The sequence below is a fragment of the Sungkyunkwania multivorans genome (assembly GCF_042675645.1).
GTDB classification, from domain to species: domain Bacteria; phylum Bacteroidota; class Bacteroidia; order Flavobacteriales; family Flavobacteriaceae; genus Sungkyunkwania; species Sungkyunkwania multivorans.
The window spans coordinates 653060-678831 of the sequence record NZ_JBHTJH010000004.1; the positions used below are offsets into that span (position 1 = coordinate 653060).

Consider the following 25772-nt stretch of genomic DNA (forward strand, 5'->3'; position numbering starts at 1 on the left):
TCACTTTTTACAGGTCGGTTCCTTCTTCTTTATAGAAAGGAAATACCATATTTCTACGCGAGTTGGTAGCACGTACCCTATAGTCGATCTCCACTAGAACAATGCCTTCAAGCGGATCTGATTCTGAGATGTCGATGCGTTCCACATCGATCCGTGGTTCATGGTATAGGATGGCGGTCTTGATAAGTTCGGTGATATAGGTGATGAGCGTACGATTCAGTGCTTCGAACAGCAACTCTTCTAAATTGCATCCATAGTCGGGAAGCATCACGCGTTCTCGTAGTCTTGTGGACAATAGTATATGAAGACTGCTGTCAATATCCTCTTCGGCAGAGATCATTTTTACCTTGTTCAAGGTATTGCTGAATTCTGGCGGAAATCCCCAGCCTGTTCCTAAAAATGCATTCTTCTCCATTTTTGGTAATTGGTTTCTATTGGTTAATACTGTTTATCCTATGAGCACTGTAAACTCTCCAAGAACGATGGTCCCTCCATGGGCAGTGCTGTCTCCCATCCTTGCTGCGGGCATTCCGCCGATCATCACCGTTCCCGATCCTGCAATGATCGTATCGGGTGGCCCAGTACATGTCGCCATGTCTCCAACCCTTGCCGCTGGCATTCCACCAATGAGTACTGTGGGTTCTCCAGCGGGGAGGATAGGCCCTCCCACATGTGGTATTCCTGGTGGTGTTACCATTGGACAAACGTGCATGTCGGTTATTCTTGCGGCTGGTGCTCCCATTGTCTGTTTTTTATAATTAATTATCCATGGACCATTTTGTGCTTATCACGATGTTGGTCTTTTAATTTATTTGAACCAATGAACCTTCTACTTTTGCAATGGCGCTTGAGGTAAGCTCTGCTCCAGCACCTCCATCGGCCTTGAACTCGGCATCCGCTTTCACCTCTACGTTGGTTCCCTGTATCTTCACGTCTCCCGAAGCTTTGATCTCTATATCTCCGTTGCTTTCCATTTTAATACCATCGCCGTCTATGGTGATGACATTAGAGTTGTCATCTTCGATCTTTATAACACCAGCGTCTTCATCGAGACTGATCAGTTTTCCAGCAGGAGTGGAAATATTTATGGACTTCTTGTCGTCGTCGAACATCACTTTCATTTCGCTTCGTGTCACAAATCCCTTTTCATGATTGTCGTCAGAGGCTGTGATGGGTGCTGGCTTGGCGCTGCTATTCAACATTCCCAGCACCACTGCATGATTTGGGTCTTCGTTGATAAAGCCGATGATGACCTCGTCACCGATTTCGGGTCTAAAGAAAGATCCGCGATTCTCACCGGCATCCAACGTTCCCACGCGACACCATATTCCTTGTTCTTGATTGTCGATGATCGGAATTTGTACTAGGATGCGTTCTTCGCCATCGGGATCATCTGCCAATTGGGATACGATGCCCACTTGCAGACCTTGTATGGCAGGCAGCAGACCTGCTGCAGGTTGTGCATGAATGTCGAAGGTTTCCGAAAACCATTCTGGATTTAGCCCAAATTGAACATCAACGGTCCAATTTCCCTCTGCTATACTGTGCCTTACTCCAGTGATGTAGACATTTCCATTAAAACGATCACCTACACCCTCTAGTTTAAGCACCGTGTTGGGTTTGGCTGCGGGAATTCCTTGAAATCGAACTCTACCACGTACTTTGGCCAGTTGCTGAAACAACCATTTGGCGTCTGCCCAATCTTGCAATTCGGTATCTGTTACGGCACCACCATGCTTCAACTGTAAGTTTTCTAAACCGATGGTATCGCTTAGGTCGCTTGATGAAAGGTTTCCATTGAGGCTTACTCCTGGGTCGGTTCCTTCGATCTCCAATAATTCTTGGTCCGCATGATTCCAGCCGTATGACGATACTTTGGCAATTTGTGTACGAGCATCGATCTCAGCATCAAAATCCAGCATCGTTGTACCAAAGGTCACTGTTTCGATCTCTGTTTCGGAGGTAGCAGGCCGCACCACGTCTACCGCACCGTCATCAACAAAGCACAACAGTCCATTGGCTTGTGCACGCGCCACCATAAAGTCCCAGTCCGAAGCATTGTATTGAACCAGTTCGGGATGGGCATGGTTGGTGTTGTCCACATTGGCATCTAGACCGTGGTCATCGAGCAATTGTTTGATGATGTCGCTGTCACTGCTTTCATAGAAGTATTTACTCTTACAGCCTACGGTCATCTTCACGGCTTTATCTTTACACTCAATATGTAATTGCGAGGCATTCTTTCGGATCTTTATGGCATGTTTTATCACAAGGCCTTTAAAGATCGTTTCTTCGTCGGAATGATATCCAGCAGTGATCTCGATCTCTTTCCCTGGGATAAATAGCTCTTCATTGCTCAGTAGGAAATCTCTTGTAGCTGCTTCTCCGTCCTTTAAGATGATATAGGCGGTGGGGACACGGTTGACTTCTTTAGATACTTCGATACTCAATACCTCATTGGCTTTAGAAAGCTCATTGCCATCCACGAGGACCTTAAAGGTGATCAAGTCTGCACTTTTAGAAGTTTGTATGACGCCGCTGTTGTTCATTTAGCTGGTTTTTTTGATTGGAGGAAAAAAAACTTTTTGTCCTGCCTGTAATGTTCTAAAATTGATGATGTTGTTTGCTTTTGCGACTTCCAGATAGTATTTGGAGTCACCATAGATATCATAGGTCATCAGAGGAAGCGTATCGCCAGCTTTGGCTGTGCGATAATGGGTGAGGTCTGGTGAGCTGTTGTTTTCTGCTGCCGCTCTTTTGTTGTCCTCTATGACTGAGATAAATTTCACCTTTGCGATAGCTCTAAGTGGTGTGCCATCGGAACGGAAAAGTTTGTACTCAAAAGACATTTCTGTAAGAACTCCTTGAAAATTTAGGTCTCCCCATAATATCCAGAGATAGTTTGGTTTATGACTATCTCCATTATAGGCATAGACCGTCTTTTTGAAGTCCTCGATATCCTTGCTGATCCCAGTACCATAATCTTTATAGACATACTCGGAAGCGTCCCCGTTCTCGTCCTTACCATAATGTGCTATGACCCCAGTTCGGTCAAATAGTAACTCCAGGTCTAAGTCCGGTGGAGGTGATCTCGTAAATTTTGGAGCTGTATTACTGCTTCCGCTTCCCTGTTCCTTTTTATATTCAGTTTTGAAAATTTGCGAATATTTATCTGGATTGAGCAATGCGGTGTATTCGAGCTCCTTTATTTCATCTTGAAAGGTTTCGTCCTTGTAGCACTTAATGATCAATTTGGTTAAATCTCCTCCGCTCATCAAAATAATTTTAACGTTCTTTTTGTCTTTCTAAAATCCCCATTACTTGTTCGACACAGGCAGATATCAATTGCTCCTTGCCCTCGCTATCTTGATCATCACCGGCACCTGCTCCTCGATTTGGACCTTCGTCCAGATTGATCTTTATGTGCAGCTCTTTGATTTCTATAGGCATGATTAGGCGATTTTGAAATAATTATATGTCAACTCTAAAGATTCTATGACTATCTTGTTTTCCTCGGCGTTCAGGTCGCTTACATTCCATTTTACAGGATATGCATGTACTACATTCCAAGAAAATAGAGGTTCATGTTTTTCGTCTAAGAGCGACACACTTAGATCTGCAGGAACGATCTCGTAATTTTCGAGCGCATTCTTACACCACGTGATCAGCCCTGAGTCTTTTAATAATCCTCGCTTTAGGACAAGGTTTGGATACTTTGTCCTAACGGGGATCTTGTGTTTGAATCGGTTTTCGCCACCTTCAGCAATCTCCTCGGTTTCCAGGTCTACAGATAGACCGGAAACCGATTGAAATTGATGGTCGTTACTTTTAAGTTCAATACCGTCTAATCGGGTAAATTCAACCTTAAAGTGAAAACCGACGGGTGGATAATAGCCAGCCATTATAACAAGGATAACTTCTCGTGGACGAATTCTGCCGTCTCTATCGCGATCTCATTCCCATCTGCTTTAAGATCGGTAGACTGGATCTTGGTGAGATATGCTCTTTCGGCCTTCCAGCTTACAATGGGCTCGTGCTTCTCGTCTAGCATACTGATGGTGAGATCTCCGCGATACTGCTCTTCTCCTTCTTGGAAATAAACGGTCTTCACCCATTGCGTATAGAATTCTTTGCTCTTGTCAGCAAATGTGCCACGCTTTAATGTGATGTTGCTGTACTTGCGAAGCCCCGGTTGTTTGGTCTTGTGATATTCGGTATCGGCGCCTCCTCGATATTCGATCATTTCCGCCTCAAAATCGAGACCTGAAACTTCGGTACAATTAAATTCGGTGTCTCCAAAGGATACTTTAAAATGAAACTTTGGTAATGGATATGTTGCCATGATGTTTTTTTTTAAGTTTTATTGTTTTTATTGCTTATGCTTCTTGCATTTTGTGAGAGAATCTCAAGATGATGAACTCTGCAGGACGAACGACTGCCATACCTATTTCGACGATCATCTCACCTTCAAGGATATTTTGGGCGGTCATCGTTTCGCCAAGCCCTACATTTACATAGAAGGCCTTATCGGGAGTTGGCCCAGCCAAGGCTCCTGCTCGCCATTGTTGTGTAAGGAAATTATCGATCATCGCCTTAACACGTGTCCAGGTGTTCTTATCATTTGGTTCAAAGACGAATTGTTCTGTCGCTTTTTTGATAGATTCTTCGGCCATATTGAAGAAGCGACGAACGGGAACATAGCGCCATTCATTGTCATTCCCTGCCAATGTGCGAGCGCCCCAAACGAGGGTTCCTTTTCCAATAAAGGTGCGAATGGCATTGATGGATTTCCCGGTTGGAGGATGTACATTCAAAAGCTCTTGATCCTCACTTGAAACCGGTACCGAAGGTTTAGAAACATATACAACCCCAACATTGGCAGGCGCTTTCCAGACGCCTCTGTCAGAATCCACTCTGGCATACACTCCGGCCATCGTGGAGCTTGGAGGTAACTTCACAGGCATCAATCCAATTTCTGCCTTTATCGCATTATACATTTGGTCATCCTCATCCTTGATCACACTTAATTTCTTTACGACGGCACTTCCACTTGCTGTTGGAAGGTTATCGATGAGATCTTTAAGTTCCCCTGAAGCTACCAAGGTGTCGATCTTCACTTTTAGTGGATCGGTGGCCGGTGTATCATCGTCATGGATGCCTAGAACTCTTCTCAACGCGTTGACACTGGTAGTGCTACTTGTAATTTCATTGAGTACCATGGTTTTAGAAGTATCGGCATTGAGCCTGTCGATGGTCTTGTTCAAACCTAGTACCGTTTCCTCGAGTACATCCGTGATCCAAGTGTCCAAGGCGTTGGCTTGTGTTGGTGCACTTCCATCATTGCGAGCGACAGAAAGTGCCTTCTCTAACTCAGCCTGAAGCCCATGGATATAAGATAACATTTTGTTGACATTTGCCTTGATATCTGGGATCATCGCCACGGCATCCGCATCTTCACTAGGACCTGAAAGGGCGGTCACATCAGCTTCTAAGGTGTCTAGCTCTGCGATCATCACGTCTATCAGTGCCGTATTGATGGTATCTGAGATGTTCTGCACCTCTTGTTGTACGTTGGTAGGGCTAGAGCTTGCGATGGTCACATCGATCTGTGATTCATCATATGCATAATCCAAAATGGTTTCTAGGAAGGGGTAGTATACGGCACCGTATTTCAAATAGTCCTTTCCTAGGGTAATGCCAGAGCGAATCGCATCATCTGGGTCTAGCGTAACATAAGGAGTTCCCCCTGGATCGGAGAGTGATGTGTCGTGCTCCTTATCGGAATAGGTGTCGATAATGGTAAATCGATCCTGCAAATCCTTGCACTGTTGGAGTGCCTCGGTATAGATCGCATAGAAATCTCCATCTCCTGCCAGTGAAGTAGCATCTGGAAAGAGTAAGAGTGTTGGCTCATCTTCTTTTCTAATTTCTGCGAGACCTGATTGCAGATCAGCTAATACCACCGCGGTTTTTTGGTCACCTGCAGCAGCTCCGTACTCACCCACAGATGAAATATAGCATGGGCCTCCACCGTTGGCAAAATACATTTGCATGGAGTAATACATGAGAAAAGGAGACTTGTTCGGTTTTTCTGGAGGGGTGGCATTGACATCTCCATCTGTTACAGTAACAGTGATATCTGTTTCTTGCTTCGCCTTCCCAAAAAATTCCTCATACTCCAAGAGAGAGCTAATTCTAATAGGCTTCCCAATAAGGTCACCATTGACCTTTTTTGTTGCTTTTTCGGTGTAACCGATAAAGGCAGGGATTGCCGTTTCTACTTGAGCCACAGAGGGAGGGAATTTGGTGATCTCCTCAACATAGACTCCTGGTGTGCTGTACGTTGCCATAATTTAAATATTTGTTTTTGGTTTTAAATGAATATTTCTGAATAGTAATTATTATCGTCTTCCAGTTTAATGAGATGTGCGTCTGGGTTGGGATAATTAAGATCGGTGCTTGGCTCGGGGTCCAAGTCTTCTTTTACGATTTCTACAAAACCGTTTTTGGTGAGCGGTTTTTCTTCTTCTGTGGTGAAGCTTAAATTTTCCTTTTCTTGAATATATCGCCAAAAGGTACTTCGGTTCACCATGTGCAGTGTGAAGCTCGGAGCATCTTCTGGCAAGTACTGTTTTATATCATTCGGGTCATCATCGTTGTATAGCAACAGATCGTTATCAGAATCTCCTTTGACATGTAAGGTGACAAAGCCTAAGAGCCCATTTTTCTTTTCTCTTTCTATGTAAGCATTCAATATTTTTTGGGCTTCCGTGGTTCCGAGGTCGGTGTCTGGAATGCTTGTGATGGCATCCGTACCGATAACCGTATTGTTCAATTGTCCAGTCACAGCCAAAGAATGTATGAGGAGTCGACTACCTTGTTCACTTAGTAAATAATCCTCATCGACAATGCCATCACCCGTAAAAATATTTGCGAAACCGCCACCTTCGGTAGAAAGTTTCTTATTCGTAAAGTGATAGAGCCGGTGACTATTGATGTCTTCCAAATTCGAATAGTTGTTAAAAAAGGGATCTGATGCGCGGACCTCAAATACCAAAGCGAGGTCGTCTGCAAATGGGATTATTGGTTGATGTTCGTCGTCACCGTCTATTGTAACATCGATAACACTGACCAATACTCTGATGCCATGAGGGTTCTTACGCCAGAGCATTCTATGGTTTCTTAGTGTTGATTTGCTTGCTGGCATAGGCGTTACCATCATAAACTCTGAAAGATTGTATTTTAAAAGCTGTACATCTTTTTCATCGTCGGTCATATCTAAAAACTTGGAGGTCCCGTCGTCCAAGAAAAAGGCATGATGGATATTGATGTTGAATATTGATTTGTATAGCATAGCCTAATTTCTATTTATGTTGCGTGGGAGTCCAGTGATGACCACTCCTTTTTTGCTTGTCACGTCCCTTTCAATTTCTACAAGACTTAGTTTGTAGAGCAGAGATGGTAGCTGCTTGCCACCGAGGGTGCTCCATACAAAGTTCATCTCCTCGAAAGTGGGGGTATATAGTTCTACCGTAAACTTGAAGTTGCTGATACCGCTGAGGTCGATATCGTTTCGGTTGTAGGTCGTATTGTTTTGTGTAAAGACCTTTTTACCTTGAAAAAACTCGGAGATCTTAGAGATGTTTCTCAGGGAGATGGTATAGGTATCCCTGTTTGCTGCAAAGAGCAGATACAAGTTCAAATAAATGATTGGGTTTTTATAGGTGACACTATCATTGGACACCTGCCTGTTGAAATGATTTTTCAGAGTGACCTCCTCCTCGATGTTTATAAGGCTGAGGGCAACGGCATCTTTTAAAGGGGAATTGGGCTCGTGCGAATCTACAAAGGCGATATTGTCCAACACCACTGGTGTTTGCATACCTTCGGCTTCTAGATAATCATTGACCTGTTTGGTTAGAATGTGTAAAACTTCAAAAATCATTATTGGTTGGTTATTGATTGGATTTCTGAAGAGGTTTTGCTAGGGAATACGCTATTGTGATTCACAAAAATAGCGTAATGTGTAAATGGTATATAGCGTGTTTCACCTTAAACTGAGGGGGAAAAATCCCTTTTATAAAACAGGAAATAAAAGATGTCTTTTATGTTTGGGAATTCATAATAAGGATGAAAGAAGCTGTTAAGAGATGGCTGAATAAGATTAAAAAATCGACAAAACGAATGTCTTTAATCGAAATGGGGAAATACCCCTTTCTCAATAATACGAAAGCCCCTTTTCTTTGCCATATGCGTAACACTATATTTACTTTTTTAAAAAGTAATCGCGATATACTTAAATAAGTATCTTTATCCTAAGTATTTACTTTTTAACCTTTTAATCAATAATAGCATGAAAAAAATCAACCAATTACTAACTGTAGCACTCATTTTGTCGCTCGTTTTTGTTCTTTCGTGTGGAGATGCCTTTAATTTTCCGCGAGATTTGAATATTATCGAGGAGAAACTTATTCAGCCGCAACAGGCTGCTGAATGGAGTAAATTATATGAAGAGCGCTACCAAGCTATCAACAGTACAATAGGTTATGACGATAATAGGTCTAGCTGGTACTCTGTAAGAGAACTTCAGGCTTACATTGCCTATGCTCAAGTAAAGGCACGAGAGAAAGGATACAACCTCGAAGGGTTTAGATTACACCTTGCAGTAAATCCAAATCAGGGAGGAGACAACGGATATACCACTATATTTATCGCACCTACAGGTAGCGAGATCGACCCTCAAAGAGGAAGTATGCTGAATTTTGTTCAGGGCAATAATAATAGGAGTGAGGATATCGATGAAATAGAGGTTTTAGATAAGGGTAGCGGAGGCGACCCACCACATGACCTTTACGATGTGGACTAAGAATGCATTGGAGATAGAAAATGGAAGAACTCTTAAAGTTTAGTACACTTCAATCTTATTTGAAGCTACTGGCCTTATTCACGGCCTTGCTGGGCAGCATCTTATTTTATAAGTATGCGCATGGCAAGGCCAAATATTTCATTTTCTATCTTTGGATATTGTTTTTATTCGAGATCTCCTATAAGGTGATCTATTATGAATTCTTTCCCGACATAAGGGCCTCTATCATTATTGGTAATATTTTCGATATAGTATCGCCGACGTTCATCCTATTTTGGTATAGAAATCTGGTGACCTCTACACAGAGCAAAAAGATCATTTTGGCACTTTGGGTCTTTTTTATAGTGGCCGTGGTGCTCAATTCGATCTTTCTCCAAGATATTTTGAATGATACTCAATTTTATACTACTTCGCTGGGAGTAATATTCATTTTTTTTTCAGCGATCATGTATTTTCGAGAAGTGCTCGAAGGGGATTTTATTTTGAAGCTCAACCGTTCGGTCTATTTCTGGTTCAGTCTTGGAATTTTGATATTTTGTATCCCAGTACTTCCATTATGGATCATGATACAGGAGTTTCAATTTGAAGGTGAGGTGTATGGAGTGACCATGTTCATTGCGAATGTATTGATGCATTTATCGTTTATCATTGGAATTTTATGGAGCAAGAAGCAATACAACAGTTAAACCAAGAGCTTACTACGCTGGTCATCGCGGTAACAGCCATATTGTTTCTCATGGTTGCTTTTGTGATCACGTTCTTCTCTATTTTTCAGAAAAGGAAAACAAAGCTGCTCATCGAGAAGGCAGAAGAGAAAATACGTTTCGATCACGAGCTTGCACAATCTCAAAATGAAATTCAGGAACAGACATTTCAAAACATCTCATGGGAACTGCACGATAACATAGGACAACTACTTTCAGTCGCTCGCATGCAACTGAACATGTTAAATTCTGAGGCTCCCGAAGAATTGAAGGTGCGGATCAAAGAAACCGGGGAGGTCGTAGGCAAGAGTTTGGCGGAATTACGAGCGCTTTCAAAAGCACTCAATACCGACTTTATTAAAAATATAGGTCTCACCAGAGCGCTAGACACCGAACTGCAACGCTATAACAAGCTTAATTTTTTGACTGCCACTTTCGAAGTTCATGGTGAAGAGATACATATAGATAGAAAGGACGAGATCATCATCTTTAGAATTTTGCAAGAGTTTTTCTCCAATGTCATAAAGCATTCAAAAGCCAGCGAGCTAAAGGTGACTCTTAACTATAACAATCAGGAATTATACATCAGAGCAGAGGATAACGGCGTTGGATTTGATATAGAAAATGTCGAAAAAGGAAGCGGCCTGCTCAATATGCAAAGCAGAGCTTCACTCATCAATGCCGATATTACCATAGATGCCAAGATAAATCGCGGTGTTTGCTTAATTTTGCGATACCCATTAACCAATTCCGATGATGATCGGGAACAAACCAACCACCAATGAGAACATATTCAGTAGTCATAGTCGACGACCATTCGCTTTTTGCGCAATCCTTGCAGGGACTCATCAATTCTTTTGATGATTTTCAGGTCTTATATCACGTCAAGAATGGTAAAGAGCTTGTCCAAAAGTTAGAAAGCAACAGCAATGCGCCTGATGTTATTTTGTTAGACATCAACATGCCCGTAATGAATGGTATAGAAACCATGGAATGGCTCAAGGAGCACCGTCCGGATCAGAAAGTGATCGTCCTGTCCATGGATGATGACGAGGAAACGATCATTCGTATGCTTCGCAATGGCGCAAGGGGATATTTGTTGAAGGATATCGACCCCGATGTATTTAAAGATGCGCTCAACGATAGTATTCATAAAGGCTTCTATTATACCGATAGAATTTCCAAAACCTTGCTCGGCTCGCTTCATAAAGAAGAAAAAGGCGGCGTAAAGCTAAAAGAGCGTGAGCTCGAATTCTTGAAATTAGCTTGTACCGAAAAGACCTATAAGGAAATTGCTGGTGATATGTTTCTAAGTCCAAAGACGATAGATGGTTATCGGGAGGCCTTGTTCGAAAAGCTTCAGGTGCGCAGTCGTATCGGACTCGTGCTGTACGCTATCAAAAATGAGATTTTCAAACCATAGCGTGTTAGCTCCAAAATGCATAACTTAGAATGCGCAACTAACCAATCTAAGTTATCCTCTTGAAGAATGTTTTTAAAGATATAGGCCCAGCGACACTCGTCACCGCGGCCTTCATAGGTCCAGGAACGGTCACTGTATGTACCCTTGCAGGTGCGACCTATGGTTTTGACCTGTTGTGGGCCATGCTTCTTTCAACCATTGCAACGCTCGTACTTCAAGAAATGTCTGCCCGAGTAGGTATTGTAACCCAAAAGGGGCTGTCGGATATCATTAGAACATCGATCGGATCACCGATATTGAAAGCGATGGTCATCATTCTAACGCTTTCGGCCATAGCCATTGGAAATGCAGCCTATGAAGCAGGGAATATCAGTGGAGGAATACTAGGGCTAGAGACACTTTTCGGGGAACAGCGTATTTCCGCACTCCTTATCGGAGCTGCTGCCTTCGTATTGCTTTACTTTGGGAATTATAAGATTTTGGAGCGTATTTTCATCGTTTTGGTGACGCTGATGAGTCTTTCGTTTATCGTTACGGCCTATATTACCAAACCAGATGTTTCTACCATACTCAAGGGCTTATTGACCCCTAAACTTCCAAAGGGAAGTTTGCTTACTGTGATAGGCCTCATCGGCACCACAGTGGTTCCCTACAACCTTTTTTTACATGCATCCTTGGTGAAGGAAAAATGGAACGCCCCAGAATATTTAGCAAACGCACGCCGAGATACCTTAATTGCAATTATACTTGGAGGTGTGGTGTCGATGGCGATCATCATTACTGCTGCCTCGATCTTTGGCTCAAAAATAACCAACGCTACCGATATGGCCAGGGGGCTAGAACCGCTTTACGGAAGGCTTGCCAAATATTTTCTTGCGGTGGGGCTTTTTGCTGCTGGAATCACCTCTGCCATTACGGCACCGCTCGCTACGGCCTATGTGGTGAAAGGATGCCTTGGTTGGAAAGGAGGCCTAAAATCCTGGGAATTCAGAGCGGTGTGGATGACCATATTGTTTCTGGGCGTGCTTTTTTCGTCTTTCGGAATAAAATCGATAGAGATCATACAATTTGCGCAAGTCACAAATGGCCTATTACTTCCCTTGGTCGCAGGATTGCTACTATGGACGATGAATAAAAAGGATCTACTTGGTTCCTATCGAAATACCATTTGGCATAACTTGATAGGGTTGTTGATCGTTGCGGTCACCATATTCTTAGGGGGAAGAACGATACTATCAGTTTTTGGATTAATTTAATGTCATGCAGCACAAAATCATTGATATCAATAGCGATCTTGGCGAAGGTATGGGGAATGACGCAGAGATGATGCGATTTATTTCTTCATGTAATATTGCTTGCGGTGGCCACTATGGCGATGAGACCTCCATGAGCAAAACCATTCGTTTAGCATTAGACCATAACGTTCGCATTGGAGCTCACCCCTCGTTTCCAGATAAACAAAATTTTGGAAGGTTGCCAGTGGATATCTCAAGCGAAGATCTAAAAGCATCATTGTATGAACAGCTGCTCGATTTTAAAAGTATTCTAGATTCAGAAGGGGGGAAGCTACATCACATAAAACCACATGGCGCACTTTATAATCTGCTAAAAATGGACATGGACCTAGCTGATTTATTTTTAGATGTCACATGTAAATATTTCCCTAAAAGTATATTATATGTTTCCCCAGATTCCTCGATCTTAGAGAGAGCAGAGCATAGAGGAGCAAGGTGCTGGATCGAGGCTTTTGCCGATCGAAATTATAACGATGACCTGTCTTTGGTCCCAAGGTCGCAACCAGATGCGGTCATCGAGAATGCTGCTGCTGTTTTGGCACATGTGAACCCAATGATCTTAAAAGGGCACATTAAGACGGTTTCGGGCAATAGAAAGTCTATCTCACCTCGAACACTTTGCGTGCATGGAGACCATCCGAATGCGCTCGAAATAGCAAGGGCTTTAAATATGAATGTTAAAGAACTGAATATTACCATTGGTTAGATACAATTTAACATATAAACCGCTTGGAAAAGCCGCAATTTTGGTTGAATGGCCGAAGAAAACAAGTCAGGAACAACTTTATGATATATTGGGATTCGTCGATAATATTGAAAAATCAAATATTAAAGTAATTATTGAGTTGAATTTTTCATACAACTCATTATTAATTAGTTATGAAAATTTAAAGATTGATTTTTTCAAGTTAAAACATATGTTGGAATCGGTATATGCGTCGATTGACGGTCAAATTCCTAGAACATTTAAGAAATGGAAGTTGCCCGTTTGTTATGAGGACGAATTTGCCATTGATATCGATGATCTTTCCATGCAGATCGGGTTGACAAAACCAACCATCATCGACGTACATTCTAAAAGTGAATATACTGTTTTTTTTATTGGGTTTCTGCCTGGATTTCTATATTTACATGGTTTACCGGAACAATTGCATTTTCCTCGCAAATCGAAGCCAAGATCAAAGGTGTCTAAGGGTGCAGTAGGCATCGGAGGAGATCAAACGGGTATTTATCCGACAACGTCACCAGGAGGATGGCATATCATAGGAAATTGTCCCATAGAACTTTTCAGACTTAACTCCACAAAACCTTGCTTTGCTGCGCCTGGTGATATTATTCAATTTTTCCCTGTTTCAAAAAATGAGCATACACAGATCCTCTCGAATTCGTCATCAGAGAAACATATATTAGAATGGGAGGTGTACCATGGCTAAGATCACTGTATTGGCGCCTGGCTTTTTTAGTTCGTTTCAGGATATGGGAAGGATGGGATTTCGCAAATTTGGTGTCCCCTGTTCTGGTGCGATGGATAGTTATTCATATCGATTGGCCAATGCGATCGTGAATAACAAAAATAACGAAGCGGCCATCGAATGTACTTTGACAGGGCCAACATTACAATTTGGTTCTAATACAATTTTGACGATCGTAGGGGCCGATGGTTCCCCTATGATCAATGGTAGGCCTTGCAAAATAAATTCACTTTTGACCGTCGTGAAAGACGATATCCTTTCTTTCGGAAAATTGAAATATGGGGTGCGGTATTATATCGCGGTAAAAGGTGGATTTGATGTCACTGAAATCCTTGAAAGTAAAAGTTATTACAAAGGTATAGCGGACCACCTTTTATTAAAGGAGGGTGATATCATTAGTATTACCGATAACGATACAGGTTTGCTTCATACCAATGCCAATGTGCGAACGCGGCTGACACACTTTAACACACCAAATATTACAGTGACTCCCGGGCCAGAGTTCGAAAGCATGCTGTATTCTCAACAATTACAGCTTTTCAAATCCGACTTTATAATTTCAAAGCACAATAATAGAATGGCCTATCAGCTGGAAGGAGCGGTCGAAAATGACCTTGGTTCGATGATCACAGGGCCAGTGTTGCCCGGGACGGTGCAGCTCACCTCCTCCGGACAATTGATCGTCTTAATGAGAGATGCACAGACCACTGGAGGGTATCCTAGAGTGTTACAGCTAACAGAAGAGGGCATCAATAGGTTGTCGCAGAAACGACAAGGCGATGTCATCAGATTCCGAGCAGAAAATTAATCCTCGTTCTCTGGCGTACCAATGAGATCGATATCCGATGTCTCTTCTATGTTTACAATGTTATGGTAGATCGAGAACATCATCGTATATATAAAAGGCAGGGTAAAGAGAACGCCGATCAAACAGGCGACCAATCCGATCATCGAGCAAATAAACCCTACAATTAGGAGTAGCAGGATCATTAGAAAATGCTTGCCTCCAATTCTTATAGAATCCTTGATCGCCTCCACACCATCGTAATCTCTAAAAATGATCAATGGATATATACATAATGTCAATACGGAAATGATGATCGATAGCGGTACTTGAATAAAAGCGAGGCCAAAATATTGTGTAGGTAAGGTGATTGCCAAGGTAACGATGGCCACAATGGAGGCTGCCACAATGATATGGTTAAAATAAGGCTGTTTATAATATCTGAACAAGATGCCTATCTCTGGGGTTTCATTTCTATAGCCCACCTCGCACATCTTATAGAAGCCGGCAGAGATTGGAGCTACGAGCAAACCTAGCACAAAACCAAGAAGACTAGTTTTCAGTAGGTATGGCCAGCTTTGACTTAATGCTGCAAAGTCATCGGGGTCCGTTACAGCTTGCTCAAAGATGTTTCCAAATAGAGCGAAGAAAACTACAAAATAGATCGCTCCGGCAATGACTGCAACAACTAGAATACCGAGTAAAAGTTGAAGAAATATCTTCTTATACAACTCAAATGCATCTTCAAATACTTTTCCAAACTCTAGATTATTGGTTTGTTCAATGTTTACTTTTTTCATCTTTAAGGCAGGTATATTTTAAGTTTTAAATTTAGATTTTTTTATAGACTTCATCAAAAGGCACACGAAATCTTGGACCATAAATGCCTTTTTCGTCTCTTACGCCACAAGCGATGACCATATTTATCTCGGCTGACCACGGCAAACCTAAAATGTTCTTCACCCGTATCGTGTCGCTGCCTTCCATTGGGCAGGTGTCGTAATCGATTGCCGCCATGCTGTTCATAAAATTACCCGCAGCAAGGCCAGCACTTTTATGGGCTACGATGCGCATATCGCTGCGTCGCACTTGTCGATAAATAGGTCGAAAAAAACCTATGATAGTAAAGACAAATAGTTTTATCCATCCCAGAATACCAAGAAAGTCAGTATAAATTGAAGGAATTACTTTACGGTAATAGTCCAAGGATTGTTTCTTTCGCTTTTCAGAGACCGCCTCAGGTTTCCCATTGAATAATTCTTTAAGAAAATTCACATTTGCCTTGGCGCGTTTTCTCCAAAGATCTTTTCTTACGACGATCACTACAAGTTGTTTGGCTGTCCTGGCAGCATTCTGTCCCAGGCAGGCCTTTGTCATTTTCTCCAAAGTTTCCGCGTCGGTCACATGATAAAATTCCCATAGCTGCAGATTGCTACTAGTAGCGGCAAGGGCTGCATTCTCAATACATGTCTTTACCTTTTGTGTGTCGATCTCAACATCTTTTCTAAAAATCCTTACCGAACGACGATAAGCTATGGCCTCACTTACTGTTCTTTCTCTCATTAAAAGTACTTTAAGAAGGTTTTCAGCTTCGTTAACTTTCCTTTGTAGGGGGCATATCTTACTGGTACATCCAACCAGTTGGCGCGTTTTACCACCGGCTTAAAATGAGAGAATGTGTCAAAGCTCAACTTGCCATGGTAGGCGCCAATACCACTATTGCCAACACCACCAAAGGGGAGTCTATGATTGGCAAAGTGAACGATCGTATCATTGATGGCACCTCCACCAAACGAGTATTTCTCGATGATTCTTTGCGAAAACGCCTTATCGGTAGAGAACACATAGAGCGATAGTGGTTTGTCATAACTACTTATAATGGCCTCGATATCTTCTTGATCTCTATAAGTGACCAGCGGTAAAATAGGCCCAAATATCTCATCCTTCATTACCTCGCTATCCAACTTTGGGTTATCGAGGAGCGTCGGAGCGATATAAAGATCGTTGAGGTCCTGTTGACCACCAACAAGAATCTCTTCTCCCTCTAACATTTTCGTCAAGCGATGAAAGTTCTTTTCATTTACGATACGCGGCAAGTCTGGCGATGCCTTTGGGTCCTTGCCATAGGCATTTTCAATTTCGTCTTTTACAGCTCTTACAAAATCGTGCTTCGCTTTGGCATTGATCAAAATATAGTCTGGAGCGATACACGTTTGCCCACCATTCAAAAATTTTCCCCAAACGATACGGCGTGCTGCCAATTTTATGTTGGCAGTGTCATCTACAATACAGGGATTCTTTCCACCTAATTCTAAGGTGGTAGGGGTTAGATGCTTTGCTGCGGCCTTTGCAACGATCCTTCCTACGGCGACACTTCCTGTAAAAAAGATATAATCCCATTTTTTTGAAAGGAGGGCCTCAGAAACGGGTACACCACCCTCAAAAACAGCAACATGCGCTTCTTCAAAAACCGCGCTGACGATCTCCGATACTACCTTAGAGGTATTCATCGTTAGTTCGGATGGCTTTACAACTACTGTATTTCCAGCGGCGACAGCGCCGATCAAGGGGGCCATCGCTAGCTGAAAAGGATAGTTCCAAGGTGCGATGACCAAGGTCGCCCCATAAGGTTCGGGGTAGATCTTATCGCTAGAGGGGAAATTTAACATCGACGGAAAGACGCGCTTTGGTTTTGACCATGAATTGATTTTCTTCAACATCAGGTCCAATTCTGAGATGACGACCCCTGTTTCGGAAAGCACGGATTCAAATACAGGCTTTTTAAAATCTGCTTCCAAAGCCGCAAAGATATCTTGCTCTCTCGCCAATATTTCTTGCTTTAGCCTCTTGAGTGCTGCTTTTCTAAAAGCAATATCTTTTGTCTTTTGACTGTCAAATAGTTCCCGCTGTTTTTTTTGTATAGTCGCAACATCGTGTTCAATATTTTTGGGCTTTTCCTTTTCGATTTCTTGCGCGGTTTCCATGGTCATAGTTTTATTAGTGCACAATGTATAAAATTTCTATAAACATTATGTCCATCATTTAGGCACATCGTCATTTTTTGTTGAATAGGTCTAATGACAAATGTCATATTTTTTTTTGATGGCTCTGACTAATTTCGGGTAAACCAATACATTATAAGTGATGGAACTGAAGAAAAATCCGGGAGCAGAGCTAGGCAGGTATAGCAATCTTTTCTTTTTGATTGGACTTAATATAATGCTTTTTGTAACATGGCGTTTACTTGAATTGAAATCTTTTACCCAAGACGAGATCACCATCGAAAGTGTGGCCATGGCCGATGAATTAGATGAAGATATTCCAATCGTTGAAATGAAGGATCTGCCACCACCGCCACCGCCACCTGTAGCGCCATCAGTAATTGCAGTGGTAGCTGACGAGCTTGAGGTAGAAGAAACAGTGATCGAATCCTCTGAGACCAGTAGTGAAGATGTTATTGCAGATGTGGTCGATGTCGACGCAGTGGAGGTCGCTGAAGTTGAAGAAGATGTAGAGGTAGCCTTTGCAGTGATAGAGGACGTTCCTATTTACCCGGGTTGCGAGGGTCTTTCTAAACAGGGAAAGCGCGAATGCTTTAACCAAAAGGTCCAGAAGCATATTCAAAAGAATTTCAGATACCCTGTTACCGCGCAAGAACTGGGTATTCAAGGAAGGGTTTTTGTTAGGTTCGTAATAGACGCCAAAGGGAAGGTGACCAATGTTCAAATGCGTGGTCCTGATCCAACCTTAGAGAAGGAAGCCCAGCGCATCATAGACCTCTTGCCCACTATGATTCCCGGAAAGCAACGAGGTAGAGCGGTCAAAGTTCCATATAGTATTCCAATAACGTTTAAGCTAGCCGACAGAACCTAATAGGATCAATGATTATTTGATCTAGCAAGGCCAAATTTGCTGATACTGCAATATTTGGCCTTGTTTTTTGTAAAGGCACAATAATGAAATTTTAAATATGATGGAAGCATAATTCTTTCTAATATTGTAATAAGAAATGAGCGCACCTTTAACAACTAATATCACCATAGTCATTATCGTCGTTATCGTGATTTTATCACCATAATGGGAATGGCATCATTGTATCATATAGACCTTCCCGATTTCGGGAAGGTTTTTTTTTGAATTGTAACAAAGGATAACCCGAGATTCATTTGAAAATTTGACAAAGAAACCTACATCAAATTGAAAAAAATATAGTTTTTTGAATTTCATTTTTTGTTGAATATGATTAAATAAATACATATAAATAACTGATAATCAAATAATTAAATGATTTATAAAACAATTGAACTTAATAGTAGAAATATTGTTAAAAAAATATTGAAATCATAGAAAAGTAATTTCGAATCAATAAATACCATTCATGGAGCTAAATAAATATAGCCGCAACGTAACTCAAGACCCAACACAACCAGCAGCACAAGCGATGTTGCATGCTATTGGACTCACGGACGAAGACTTTAAGAAGCCGTTGATAGGAATAGCAAGCACAGGATATGAAGGGAATCCGTGCAATATGCATCTCAATGATCTTGCCAAGTTGGTAAAGCAAGGCACAATGGAAGTCGATCTTGTCGGGCTCATCTTTAACACCATTGGTGTAAGCGATGGGATTTCGATGGGTACCTCCGGAATGCGGTTTTCGTTACCGTCAAGAGATATCATTGCGGATTCTATGGAAACAGTGGTCGAAGGCATGAGCTACGATGGTTTGGTGACTGTGGTTGGCTGCGACAAGAATATGCCCGGTGCCTTGATGGCTATGTTAAGATTAGATCGCCCTTCCGTTTTGGTCTATGGTGGCACCATTGCTTCTGGCTGTCACAATGGTAAAAAGCTAGATGTGGTTTCGGCTTTCGAAGCTTGGGGAGAAAAGGTAGCTGGAACCATCGATGAAAAGGAATATAAGAGCGTGGTTCAAAAGGCATGCCCTGGTGCTGGCGCATGTGGGGGAATGTATACAGCAAATACCATGGCCTCGGCGATCGAAGCCTTGGGAATGTCCTTGCCATACAACGCCTCCAACCCAGCAATAAGCAATAATAAAGAGGAGGAATGTGTCGAAGCCGGCAGGGCCTTGAAATTATTGCTCGAAAAAGATATTAAACCTTCTGACATCGTCACCAGAAAATCACTAGAGAATGCCATCAGGCTGATCACCGTCTTGGGTGGTTCAACCAATGCAGTGTTGCACTTTCTGGCAATCGCAAAGGCAGCCAATGTGAGCTTTACCTTAGATGACTTTCAAAGAATCAGCGACACTACACCCTTTTTGGCAGATCTAAAACCAAGCGGTAAATACCTTATGGAAGATGTCCATGATGTAGGAGGTATTCCAGCAGTCCTGAAATATATGTTGGAAGAGGGAATGCTTCATGGAGATTGTCTAACGGTGACTGGGAAGACAATTGCAGAAAATCTAGCCGATGTGCCAAGTCTGGAAGAAGGCCAGCAGGTGATCCGACCCAAAGAAAGCCCGATAAAGGCCACCGGCCATATTCGAATTTTATACGGTAATCTGGCCACCAACGGTGCTGTCGCAAAGATAACGGGTAAAGAAGGATTGAGATTTTCGGGAAAGGCGAAGGTGTTCGACGGGGAATTTGCAGCGAATGACGGTATTAAGAATGGAAAGGTAACAAAGGGGGATGTGGTGGTCATACGCTACGAAGGCCCAAAAGGAGGGCCAGGAATGCCCGAGATGCTCAAGCCAACTGCAGCTATCATGGGTGCAGGGCTTGGCAAGGATGTAGCGCTCATCACCGATGGTAGGTTTTCTGGAGGTACCCACGGTTTTGTGGTCGGTCATATTTCGCCAGAAGCGCAAGAAGGAGGAAATATCGCGTTGGTGAAGGATGGCGATCAGATCACCATCGATGCTGAAAAGAATAGCATAGAGGTGCATCTTTCAGCAGAAGAATTAGCCGAAAGAAAGAAAGGCTGGCAATGTCCACCTCTGAAGGTGAAAAGAGGGTCATTGTTCAAATATGCCAATATCGTATCATCGGCTTCACAGGGATGTGTGACCGATGAATTTCAATGAAGTAATTCGCCTTAAAGGGCGGAAGAGAGATATCTCTTAATAAATGTTGTAAAGATGCAGACAAAAACATTAACAAAGCAAAAGGCAGTTGCCTCCAAAAGTATCAGAATATCTGGTGCAGAGGCCGTGATCAGATGTCTTTTGGCTGAAGGAGTAGAGACCCTTTATGGCTATCCAGGAGGTGCGATCATGCCCATTTACGATGAGTTGTATAAATTCCAAGATCGACTGCACCATGTGCTTACACGTCACGAACAGGGCGCAACGCATGCCGCTCAAGGATATGCAAGAGTCTCTGGAAAAGTAGGTGTGGCAATGGCTACATCTGGTCCTGGAGCAACCAATCTGGTCACAGGAATCGCGGATGCGCAGATAGATTCAACGCCAATGGTCTGCATTACAGGGCAGGTACCACGTCATTTATTGGGCTCTGATGCTTTCCAAGAAACAGACATTGTTGGAATCTCAACGCCAGTGACGAAATGGAATTATCAGATCACTCGTGCAGAAGAAATTCCAGAGGTCATGGCCAAGGCCTTTTATATTGCAAGATCGGGGCGTCCAGGACCCGTTTTGGTAGATATTACCAAGAATGCCCAGTTCGAGGAATTCGATTTTGAATATAAAAAATGTACCGGTATTCGAAGTTATGATGCGGTTCCAAAATTCGACCCAAAAAAGGTCGAAGAAGCTGCTAAATTGATCAATGCCGCTAAGAGACCTATGATCGTCTGGGGACAAGGCGTTATTCTCGGTCAGGCAGAGGATGAATTCAAAGCTGTGATAGAGAAGTCTGGCGTTCCTGCAGCATGGACGATCTTGGGTGTCTCGGCAATCCCTACCGATCACCCGCTCAATGTAGGGATGGTTGGAATGCATGGAAACTATGGGCCTAATGTGCTAACAAACGAATGTGATGTGCTCATCGCCATTGGAATGCGTTTCGATGATAGGGTTACGGGCAATTTAGACAGCTATGCCAAACAGGCCAAGGTCATCCATTTTGAGATAGACCCGGCAGAGATCGATAAGAATGTAAAGACCGATGTTGCTGTGCTTGGCGACGTAAAGCAAACGCTCGCAGCGCTGCTTCCTTATCTGAATAGCAATAAACATGAAGCATGGCTGGACGAATTTAAAAAGAAGGATACGCTAGAGTTTGACAAGGTGATAAAGAATGATCTTTTCCCTGAGAAAGAAGGATTGACAATGGGAGAAGTGATAAAATATATCAATAGCGCATCAGGAGGAGAGGCGGTGGTCGTTACAGATGTTGGTCAACATCAAATGGTGGCGATTCGCTACGCAGAATTCAAACGGTCAAAGAGCAACATCACCTCTGGTGGACTGGGAACTATGGGCTTTGCGCTTCCTGCAGCCATTGGAGCAAAAATGGGAGCTCCCGAAAGGGAGGTGATCGCTGTGATCGGTGATGGCGGATACCAAATGACCATTCAAGAGTTAGGGACCATTTTTCAAACAAAGGTTCCGGTAAAAATTGTGGTGCTTAACAACGATTTCTTGGGAATGGTTAGACAGTGGCAACAATTGTTCTTCGATAAGCGCTATGCGTCTACAGAATTGGTGAACCCAGATTTCGTGACCATTGCCAAAGGATATCATATAGATGCCAAGCGTGTCACCAAAAGAGCAGAACTAGAAGGGGCCGTAAAAGAGATGCTAGCAAGCAAGGATGCCTATTTTCTAGAAGTATGCGTTGAAAAGGAAGATAATGTATTTCCGATGATCCCAAGTGGGGCTTCGGTTTCGGATTGTAGATTAAGTTAGAGGCCATGGGAGAAAAAAGAACATTTACCATTTCGGTGTATTCGGAGAACAATGTGGGACTCCTGAATCGAATTTCAGGTATTTTCCTGAAACGACATATTAGTATTGAAAGCCTGAACGTGTCAGAATCTGAAATTGATCACGTATTCAGATTTGTCATTGTGGTGCATACCACAGAAGATTGGGTAAAACGGATCGTCGGACAAATAGAAAAACAGATCGACGTGATCAAAGCATTCTATCATACCGATGAAGAAACGATCTTTGAAGAGGTAGCATTGTTCAAAATAGACTCGTCGCTCTTGTTCGACGAACGCCAAATTCAGAATATCATTAAAGAAAGTCATTCTGAGATCGTCACTGTGGCACGTGACTTCTTTGTGATCTCTAAAGCGGGTAGGCGCAACGAAATAGAGGCGCTTTACGAACAATTGAGACCCTTTGGTATTATGCAATTTGTAAGGTCTGGAAGGATTTCGGTTTCAAAGGCAAGTATGGATATCTCAACGATGCTCGCAGAATTTCAACATTAAAACAACTAAACAAAAAACGAATAGAAGACATGGCAAATTATTTCAACACACTATCGCTAAGAGAACAATTATCACAATTAGGAAAGTGTCGGTTTATGGATTCTTCAGAGTTTGAAGATGGGGTGGAGCCTCTTAAGGACAAGAGAATAGTCATAGTAGGCTGTGGCGCACAAGGTCTTAACCAAGGACTGAACATGCGCGACTCCGGACTTCATATTTCTTATGCCCTTAGAGAAGGAGCTATCCGAGAAAAGCGTCAATCATATGTGAACGCAAGTTCAAATAATTTTGAGGTGGGAACCTATGAGGAGTTGATTCCAAGTGCAGACTTAGTTTGCAACCTTACTCCAGACAAGCAACATGGAAGCGTTGTCAAAGCGGTGATGCCGCTAATGAAGCAGGGTGCGACGCTGGCATATTCCCATGGATTCAATATCGTAGAAGAAGGCGAAAAAATACGTAAAGACCTTACCGTGATCATGGTGGCACCCAAGTGTCCAGGATCGGAAGTAAGAGAGGAATATAAAAGAGGGTTTGGCGTTCCAACCTTGATCGCTGTCCACCCAGATAATGACCCTAATGGGTTCGGATTGTCACAGGCAAAAGCCTACGCCGTGGCTACCGGCGGCCATAGGGCAGGAGTGTTAGAGTCTTCGTTTGTTGCAGAGGTAAAGAGCGATCTCATGGGCGAGCAAACCATTTTGTGCGGATTATTACAAACGGGTTCTATATTGTCATTTGACAAAATGGTGGAGAAAGGTATCGACCCAAATTATGCTGCAAAACTAATTCAGTATGGCTGGGAGACGATCACAGAAGCTTTAAAGCACGGTGGAATCACCAATATGATGGATCGCCTAACAAATCCAGCCAAGTTAAAAGCTTATGAGCTGTCCGAAGAACTTAAATCGATCTTACGTCCGTTGTTTCAAAAACATATGGACGATATTATGTCTGGTCATTTTTCAAAAACAATGATGGAGGACTGGGCAAACGATGATAAGAATTTACTTTCTTGGAGGGCTGCGACCGGCGAGACCGCTTTTGAAAAAACAACGGCAACCGATAATACAATATCAGAACAAGAATATTTTGAGCATGGCGTGTTGCTCGTAGCTTTCGTTCGTGCGGGGGTAGAGTTGGCATTCGAGACGATGACAGAGGCAGGGATCATCGAAGAATCTGCGTATTACGAATCATTGCACGAGACCCCGCTTATCGCTAATACCATCGCACGTAAAAAGCTCTTCGAGATGAACCGGGTAATATCGGATACCGCGGAGTACGGATGCTATCTTTTCGATCATGCTGCGAAGCCATTACTTCAGGATTTCATGAAACAAATAGAGACCGACGTCATCGGTACGGCCTTCACTAAAGATAAAGACACGGGCGTGGACAATGTAGCATTGATCACCGCTAACAAAGCGATCCGTAATCATCCGGTGGAGATCATCGGGACAAAACTTCGTGAATCGATGACCGCAATGAAAAAGATAAGTAGCGCTACTAATATAAAAGAACTTGCCTTAAGCGAGGTGTAGCAGCATCTAAGAATTTTTATATGGAAAAAACATTGCATACATATATGCCTCAGTTGGTTAATGTTGAGGAGGCCGCAGCAACGCTCAAAGGCGTTGCCGCGGTTACTCCATTGATGCATAGTTTTACCTATTCCAATAAGTTCAACGCCAATGTCCTCCTTAAAAGAGAGGATCTGCAGCAGGTGCGGTCCTATAAGATTCGTGGTGCATATAACAAGATCAGTTCACTTACAAAAGAAGAGAAGAAGCGCGGCGTTGTATGCGCCAGTGCGGGGAACCATGCGCAGGGCGTGGCACTTTCCTGTAAGAAATTAGGGATAGAAGGAACCATCTTTATGCCAGCACCAACACCAAAACAGAAGGTAGAGCAGGTAGCAATGTTCGGCGGGAGTGCCATAAAAATAGAGCTCGTTGGGGATACATTCGACGATTCATATGATGCGGCCAAGAAAGCTTGCGAGAAGCAGCAAAAGGTCTTCGTACATCCTTTCGATGACGAAAAGGTCATTGAAGGGCAAGGTACCGTCGGATTGGAGATCATACGTCAGACCGAAAAACCTATAGATTATGTTTTCGTGGCCATCGGAGGTGGAGGGCTGGCCTCTGGATTAAGCAGTGTCTTTGCACAGCTTTCTCCACGGACCAAGATCATCGGAGTAGAACCCGATGGGGCGCCTTCGATGAAGACCTCCTTAGAAAATGGTGAAGTCGTTACGCTGCATAACATAGAAAAATTTGTCGATGGAGCCGCAGTGCAACGCGTGGGAGAGAAAACTTTTGAGATCTGTAAAAAATATCTTCATGATATGATCACTGTGCCAGAGGGGAAGGTATGCCAAACCATCTTGGACCTCTATAATAAGGATGCAGTGGTTGTGGAGCCTGCTGGAGCACTTACGCTATCCGCTTTGGACCAATATGCGGATCAGATCGAAGGCAAAAATGTAGTGTGCATCGTTAGTGGAAGCAATAACGACATCACACGAACAGCAGAGATCAAAGAAAGAGCACTGCTATTCGCAAATTTGAAACACTACTTCATTGTGCGATTTCCACAGCGAGCGGGCGCCTTAAAGGAATTCGTGGCAGAGATCTTGGGTCCAGATGATGATATCACCTATTTTGAATATTCAAAAAAGCACAGTAGAGAGAATGGTCCTGCAGTCGTCGGAGTAGAATTGAAAAGCAAAGAGGACTTGAAGCCTTTAATAGCAAGGATGAAAGCTCATAACTTCTATGGCGACTATCTAAACGATAAACCAGACCTATTTCAATTTCTGGTGTGACCACCAATTGAGCAAAGCG

The 25772-nt window shown here is 42.8% G+C and carries 27 protein-coding genes; 14 read left to right on the forward strand and 13 right to left on the reverse strand.

Annotated features, from left to right (window positions below; all coding sequences use genetic code 11):
• Window positions 1–7: 7 nt before the first annotated feature.
• The 10 genes from ACFQ1M_RS05755 to ACFQ1M_RS05800 form a co-directional block, all read right to left on the reverse strand.
• Window positions 8–415, reverse strand: coding sequence for a GPW/gp25 family protein (locus tag ACFQ1M_RS05755; RefSeq protein WP_386405213.1), 408 nt, complete (start codon window positions 413–415; stop codon window positions 8–10).
• 33 nt (window positions 416–448) lie between these two features.
• Complete coding sequence (locus ACFQ1M_RS05760; RefSeq protein WP_386405216.1) at window positions 449–742, reverse strand: PAAR domain-containing protein; 294 nt, start codon at window positions 740–742, stop codon at window positions 449–451.
• Between the two features lie 61 nt (window positions 743–803).
• Window positions 804–2549 (reverse strand): type VI secretion system tip protein VgrG, encoded by a 1746-nt coding sequence (gene vgrG / locus ACFQ1M_RS05765; protein ID WP_386405219.1) that lies wholly within the window; start codon window positions 2547–2549, stop codon window positions 804–806.
• Window positions 2550–3275 carry a CIS tube protein gene (locus ACFQ1M_RS05770; RefSeq protein ID WP_386405222.1) on the reverse strand — a complete coding sequence of 242 codons (726 nt, stop codon included), beginning with the start codon at window positions 3273–3275 and terminating at the stop codon, window positions 2550–2552.
• A gap of 10 nt (window positions 3276–3285) precedes the next feature.
• Window positions 3286–3450 (reverse strand): DUF5908 family protein, encoded by a 165-nt coding sequence (locus tag ACFQ1M_RS05775; protein ID WP_386405225.1) that lies wholly within the window; start codon window positions 3448–3450, stop codon window positions 3286–3288.
• A gap of 2 nt (window positions 3451–3452) precedes the next feature.
• Window positions 3453–3902, reverse strand: coding sequence for a phage tail protein (locus tag ACFQ1M_RS05780; protein ID WP_386405228.1), 450 nt, complete (start codon window positions 3900–3902; stop codon window positions 3453–3455).
• A complete protein-coding gene (locus ACFQ1M_RS05785; protein WP_386405231.1) occupies window positions 3902–4342 on the reverse strand; it encodes a phage tail protein in 441 nt (146 codons plus the stop codon). Before ACFQ1M_RS05785 ends, ACFQ1M_RS05780 begins: the two co-directional genes overlap by 1 nt.
• Window positions 4343–4376: 34 nt before the next feature.
• Window positions 4377–6350 (reverse strand): phage tail sheath family protein, encoded by a 1974-nt coding sequence (locus ACFQ1M_RS05790; protein ID WP_386405234.1) that lies wholly within the window; start codon window positions 6348–6350, stop codon window positions 4377–4379.
• Between the two features lie 23 nt (window positions 6351–6373).
• Window positions 6374–7354 carry a hypothetical protein gene (locus ACFQ1M_RS05795; protein WP_386405237.1) on the reverse strand — a complete coding sequence of 327 codons (981 nt, stop codon included), beginning with the start codon at window positions 7352–7354 and terminating at the stop codon, window positions 6374–6376.
• A 3-nt stretch (window positions 7355–7357) separates the two neighbouring features.
• Window positions 7358–7945, reverse strand: coding sequence for a DUF4255 domain-containing protein (locus tag ACFQ1M_RS05800; protein ID WP_386405240.1), 588 nt, complete (start codon window positions 7943–7945; stop codon window positions 7358–7360).
• 408 nt (window positions 7946–8353) lie between these two features.
• Between ACFQ1M_RS05800 and ACFQ1M_RS05805 the strand changes: the two genes are divergently transcribed.
• From ACFQ1M_RS05805 to ACFQ1M_RS05840, 8 genes are read left to right on the forward strand one after another with little or no spacing between them, the layout of a single operon-like run.
• Window positions 8354–8866 (forward strand): hypothetical protein, encoded by a 513-nt coding sequence (locus ACFQ1M_RS05805; protein WP_386405243.1) that lies wholly within the window; start codon window positions 8354–8356, stop codon window positions 8864–8866.
• A gap of 20 nt (window positions 8867–8886) precedes the next feature.
• Window positions 8887–9552 (forward strand): hypothetical protein, encoded by a 666-nt coding sequence (locus ACFQ1M_RS05810; protein WP_386405246.1) that lies wholly within the window; start codon window positions 8887–8889, stop codon window positions 9550–9552.
• The gene (locus tag ACFQ1M_RS05815; RefSeq protein ID WP_386405249.1) at window positions 9525–10355 is read left to right on the forward strand and encodes a sensor histidine kinase; all 831 of its coding nucleotides are present in this window, start codon (window positions 9525–9527) and stop codon (window positions 10353–10355) included. Before ACFQ1M_RS05810 ends, ACFQ1M_RS05815 begins: the two co-directional genes overlap by 28 nt.
• Window positions 10352–10993 (forward strand): response regulator transcription factor, encoded by a 642-nt coding sequence (locus ACFQ1M_RS05820; RefSeq protein ID WP_386405252.1) that lies wholly within the window; start codon window positions 10352–10354, stop codon window positions 10991–10993. The genes ACFQ1M_RS05815 and ACFQ1M_RS05820 overlap by 4 nt, the downstream gene beginning before the upstream one ends.
• A 59-nt stretch (window positions 10994–11052) precedes the next feature.
• Window positions 11053–12249, forward strand: a complete 1197-nt coding sequence (locus tag ACFQ1M_RS05825; RefSeq protein ID WP_386405255.1) for an Nramp family divalent metal transporter — start codon at window positions 11053–11055, stop codon at window positions 12247–12249.
• A 4-nt stretch (window positions 12250–12253) separates the two neighbouring features.
• On the forward strand, window positions 12254–12994 hold the full coding sequence (gene pxpA / locus ACFQ1M_RS05830) for a 5-oxoprolinase subunit PxpA (protein ID WP_386405258.1): 741 nt from the start codon (window positions 12254–12256) through the stop codon (window positions 12992–12994).
• Window positions 12987–13721, forward strand: a complete 735-nt coding sequence (gene pxpB / locus ACFQ1M_RS05835; protein ID WP_386405261.1) for a 5-oxoprolinase subunit PxpB — start codon at window positions 12987–12989, stop codon at window positions 13719–13721. The genes pxpA and pxpB overlap by 8 nt, the downstream gene beginning before the upstream one ends.
• On the forward strand, window positions 13714–14568 hold the full coding sequence (locus ACFQ1M_RS05840) for a 5-oxoprolinase subunit C family protein (RefSeq protein ID WP_386405264.1): 855 nt from the start codon (window positions 13714–13716) through the stop codon (window positions 14566–14568). The genes pxpB and ACFQ1M_RS05840 overlap by 8 nt, the downstream gene beginning before the upstream one ends.
• Here ACFQ1M_RS05840 and ACFQ1M_RS05845 read toward each other — a convergent pair.
• The 3 genes from ACFQ1M_RS05845 to ACFQ1M_RS05855 are packed head-to-tail and all read right to left on the reverse strand — an operon-like array spanning window position 14565 to window position 17528.
• Window positions 14565–15344 carry a hypothetical protein gene (locus tag ACFQ1M_RS05845; RefSeq protein ID WP_386405267.1) on the reverse strand — a complete coding sequence of 260 codons (780 nt, stop codon included), beginning with the start codon at window positions 15342–15344 and terminating at the stop codon, window positions 14565–14567. The two genes, ACFQ1M_RS05840 and ACFQ1M_RS05845, sit on opposite strands and share 4 nt — an antisense overlap.
• Before the next feature lie 31 nt (window positions 15345–15375).
• Entirely contained in the window at window positions 15376–16107 is a 732-nt protein-coding gene (locus ACFQ1M_RS05850) for a nitroreductase family protein (RefSeq protein ID WP_386405270.1), read from the reverse strand.
• Entirely contained in the window at window positions 16107–17528 is a 1422-nt protein-coding gene (locus tag ACFQ1M_RS05855; RefSeq protein ID WP_386405272.1) for an aldehyde dehydrogenase, read from the reverse strand. Before ACFQ1M_RS05855 ends, ACFQ1M_RS05850 begins: the two co-directional genes overlap by 1 nt.
• Before the next feature lie 160 nt (window positions 17529–17688).
• Between ACFQ1M_RS05855 and ACFQ1M_RS05860 the strand changes: the two genes are divergently transcribed.
• The 6 genes from ACFQ1M_RS05860 to ilvA all read left to right on the forward strand — a co-directional run bounded on the left by ACFQ1M_RS05860 (window position 17689) and on the right by ilvA (window position 25753).
• Window positions 17689–18417, forward strand: coding sequence for an energy transducer TonB (locus ACFQ1M_RS05860; protein WP_386405274.1), 729 nt, complete (start codon window positions 17689–17691; stop codon window positions 18415–18417).
• Window positions 18418–18922: 505 nt separating this feature from the next.
• Window positions 18923–20602: a dihydroxy-acid dehydratase gene (gene ilvD, locus ACFQ1M_RS05865; protein ID WP_386405277.1), complete on the forward strand. Its 1680-nt coding sequence runs from the start codon at window positions 18923–18925 to the stop codon at window positions 20600–20602.
• A 54-nt stretch (window positions 20603–20656) separates the two neighbouring features.
• On the forward strand, window positions 20657–22390 hold the full coding sequence (ilvB, locus tag ACFQ1M_RS05870) for a biosynthetic-type acetolactate synthase large subunit (protein ID WP_386405280.1): 1734 nt from the start codon (window positions 20657–20659) through the stop codon (window positions 22388–22390).
• A 5-nt stretch (window positions 22391–22395) separates the two neighbouring features.
• Window positions 22396–22923 carry an acetolactate synthase small subunit gene (ilvN, locus tag ACFQ1M_RS05875; RefSeq protein WP_386405283.1) on the forward strand — a complete coding sequence of 176 codons (528 nt, stop codon included), beginning with the start codon at window positions 22396–22398 and terminating at the stop codon, window positions 22921–22923.
• 29 nt (window positions 22924–22952) lie between these two features.
• Window positions 22953–24467: a ketol-acid reductoisomerase gene (gene ilvC, locus ACFQ1M_RS05880; RefSeq protein ID WP_386405286.1), complete on the forward strand. Its 1515-nt coding sequence runs from the start codon at window positions 22953–22955 to the stop codon at window positions 24465–24467.
• A 20-nt stretch (window positions 24468–24487) separates the two neighbouring features.
• Window positions 24488–25753 (forward strand): threonine ammonia-lyase IlvA, encoded by a 1266-nt coding sequence (gene ilvA / locus ACFQ1M_RS05885; protein ID WP_386405289.1) that lies wholly within the window; start codon window positions 24488–24490, stop codon window positions 25751–25753.
• The last annotated feature ends 19 nt before the right edge of the window (window positions 25754–25772 follow it).

Excerpts from the sequence above, each read along its gene's own strand:
- ACFQ1M_RS05755 (WP_386405213.1), bottom strand. The coding sequence starts at position 415 with ATGGAGAAGAATGCATTTTTAGGAACAGGCTGGGGATTTCCGCCAGAA.
- ACFQ1M_RS05760 (WP_386405216.1), bottom strand. The coding sequence starts at position 742 with ATGGGAGCACCAGCCGCAAGAATAACCGACATGCACGTTTGTCCAATG.
- vgrG (WP_386405219.1), bottom strand. The coding sequence starts at position 2,549 with ATGAACAACAGCGGCGTCATACAAACTTCTAAAAGTGCAGACTTGATC.
- ACFQ1M_RS05770 (WP_386405222.1), bottom strand. The coding sequence starts at position 3,275 with ATGAGCGGAGGAGATTTAACCAAATTGATCATTAAGTGCTACAAGGAC.
- ACFQ1M_RS05775 (WP_386405225.1), bottom strand. The coding sequence starts at position 3,450 with ATGCCTATAGAAATCAAAGAGCTGCACATAAAGATCAATCTGGACGAA.
- ACFQ1M_RS05780 (WP_386405228.1), bottom strand. The coding sequence starts at position 3,902 with ATGGCTGGCTATTATCCACCCGTCGGTTTTCACTTTAAGGTTGAATTT.
- ACFQ1M_RS05785 (WP_386405231.1), bottom strand. The coding sequence starts at position 4,342 with ATGGCAACATATCCATTACCAAAGTTTCATTTTAAAGTATCCTTTGGA.
- ACFQ1M_RS05790 (WP_386405234.1), bottom strand. The coding sequence starts at position 6,350 with ATGGCAACGTACAGCACACCAGGAGTCTATGTTGAGGAGATCACCAAA.
- ACFQ1M_RS05795 (WP_386405237.1), bottom strand. The coding sequence starts at position 7,354 with ATGCTATACAAATCAATATTCAACATCAATATCCATCATGCCTTTTTC.
- ACFQ1M_RS05800 (WP_386405240.1), bottom strand. The coding sequence starts at position 7,945 with ATGATTTTTGAAGTTTTACACATTCTAACCAAACAGGTCAATGATTAT.
- ACFQ1M_RS05805 (WP_386405243.1), top strand. The coding sequence starts at position 8,354 with ATGAAAAAAATCAACCAATTACTAACTGTAGCACTCATTTTGTCGCTC.
- ACFQ1M_RS05810 (WP_386405246.1), top strand. The coding sequence starts at position 8,887 with ATGGAAGAACTCTTAAAGTTTAGTACACTTCAATCTTATTTGAAGCTA.
- ACFQ1M_RS05815 (WP_386405249.1), top strand. The coding sequence starts at position 9,525 with ATGGAGCAAGAAGCAATACAACAGTTAAACCAAGAGCTTACTACGCTG.
- ACFQ1M_RS05820 (WP_386405252.1), top strand. The coding sequence starts at position 10,352 with ATGAGAACATATTCAGTAGTCATAGTCGACGACCATTCGCTTTTTGCG.
- pxpA (WP_386405258.1), top strand. The coding sequence starts at position 12,254 with ATGCAGCACAAAATCATTGATATCAATAGCGATCTTGGCGAAGGTATG.
- ACFQ1M_RS05840 (WP_386405264.1), top strand. The coding sequence starts at position 13,714 with ATGGCTAAGATCACTGTATTGGCGCCTGGCTTTTTTAGTTCGTTTCAG.
- ACFQ1M_RS05845 (WP_386405267.1), bottom strand. The coding sequence starts at position 15,344 with ATGAAAAAAGTAAACATTGAACAAACCAATAATCTAGAGTTTGGAAAA.
- ACFQ1M_RS05850 (WP_386405270.1), bottom strand. The coding sequence starts at position 16,107 with ATGAGAGAAAGAACAGTAAGTGAGGCCATAGCTTATCGTCGTTCGGTA.
- ACFQ1M_RS05855 (WP_386405272.1), bottom strand. The coding sequence starts at position 17,528 with ATGGAAACCGCGCAAGAAATCGAAAAGGAAAAGCCCAAAAATATTGAA.
- ACFQ1M_RS05860 (WP_386405274.1), top strand. The coding sequence starts at position 17,689 with ATGGAACTGAAGAAAAATCCGGGAGCAGAGCTAGGCAGGTATAGCAAT.
- ilvD (WP_386405277.1), top strand. The coding sequence starts at position 18,923 with ATGGAGCTAAATAAATATAGCCGCAACGTAACTCAAGACCCAACACAA.
- ilvB (WP_386405280.1), top strand. The coding sequence starts at position 20,657 with ATGCAGACAAAAACATTAACAAAGCAAAAGGCAGTTGCCTCCAAAAGT.
- ilvN (WP_386405283.1), top strand. The coding sequence starts at position 22,396 with ATGGGAGAAAAAAGAACATTTACCATTTCGGTGTATTCGGAGAACAAT.
- ilvC (WP_386405286.1), top strand. The coding sequence starts at position 22,953 with ATGGCAAATTATTTCAACACACTATCGCTAAGAGAACAATTATCACAA.
- ilvA (WP_386405289.1), top strand. The coding sequence starts at position 24,488 with ATGGAAAAAACATTGCATACATATATGCCTCAGTTGGTTAATGTTGAG.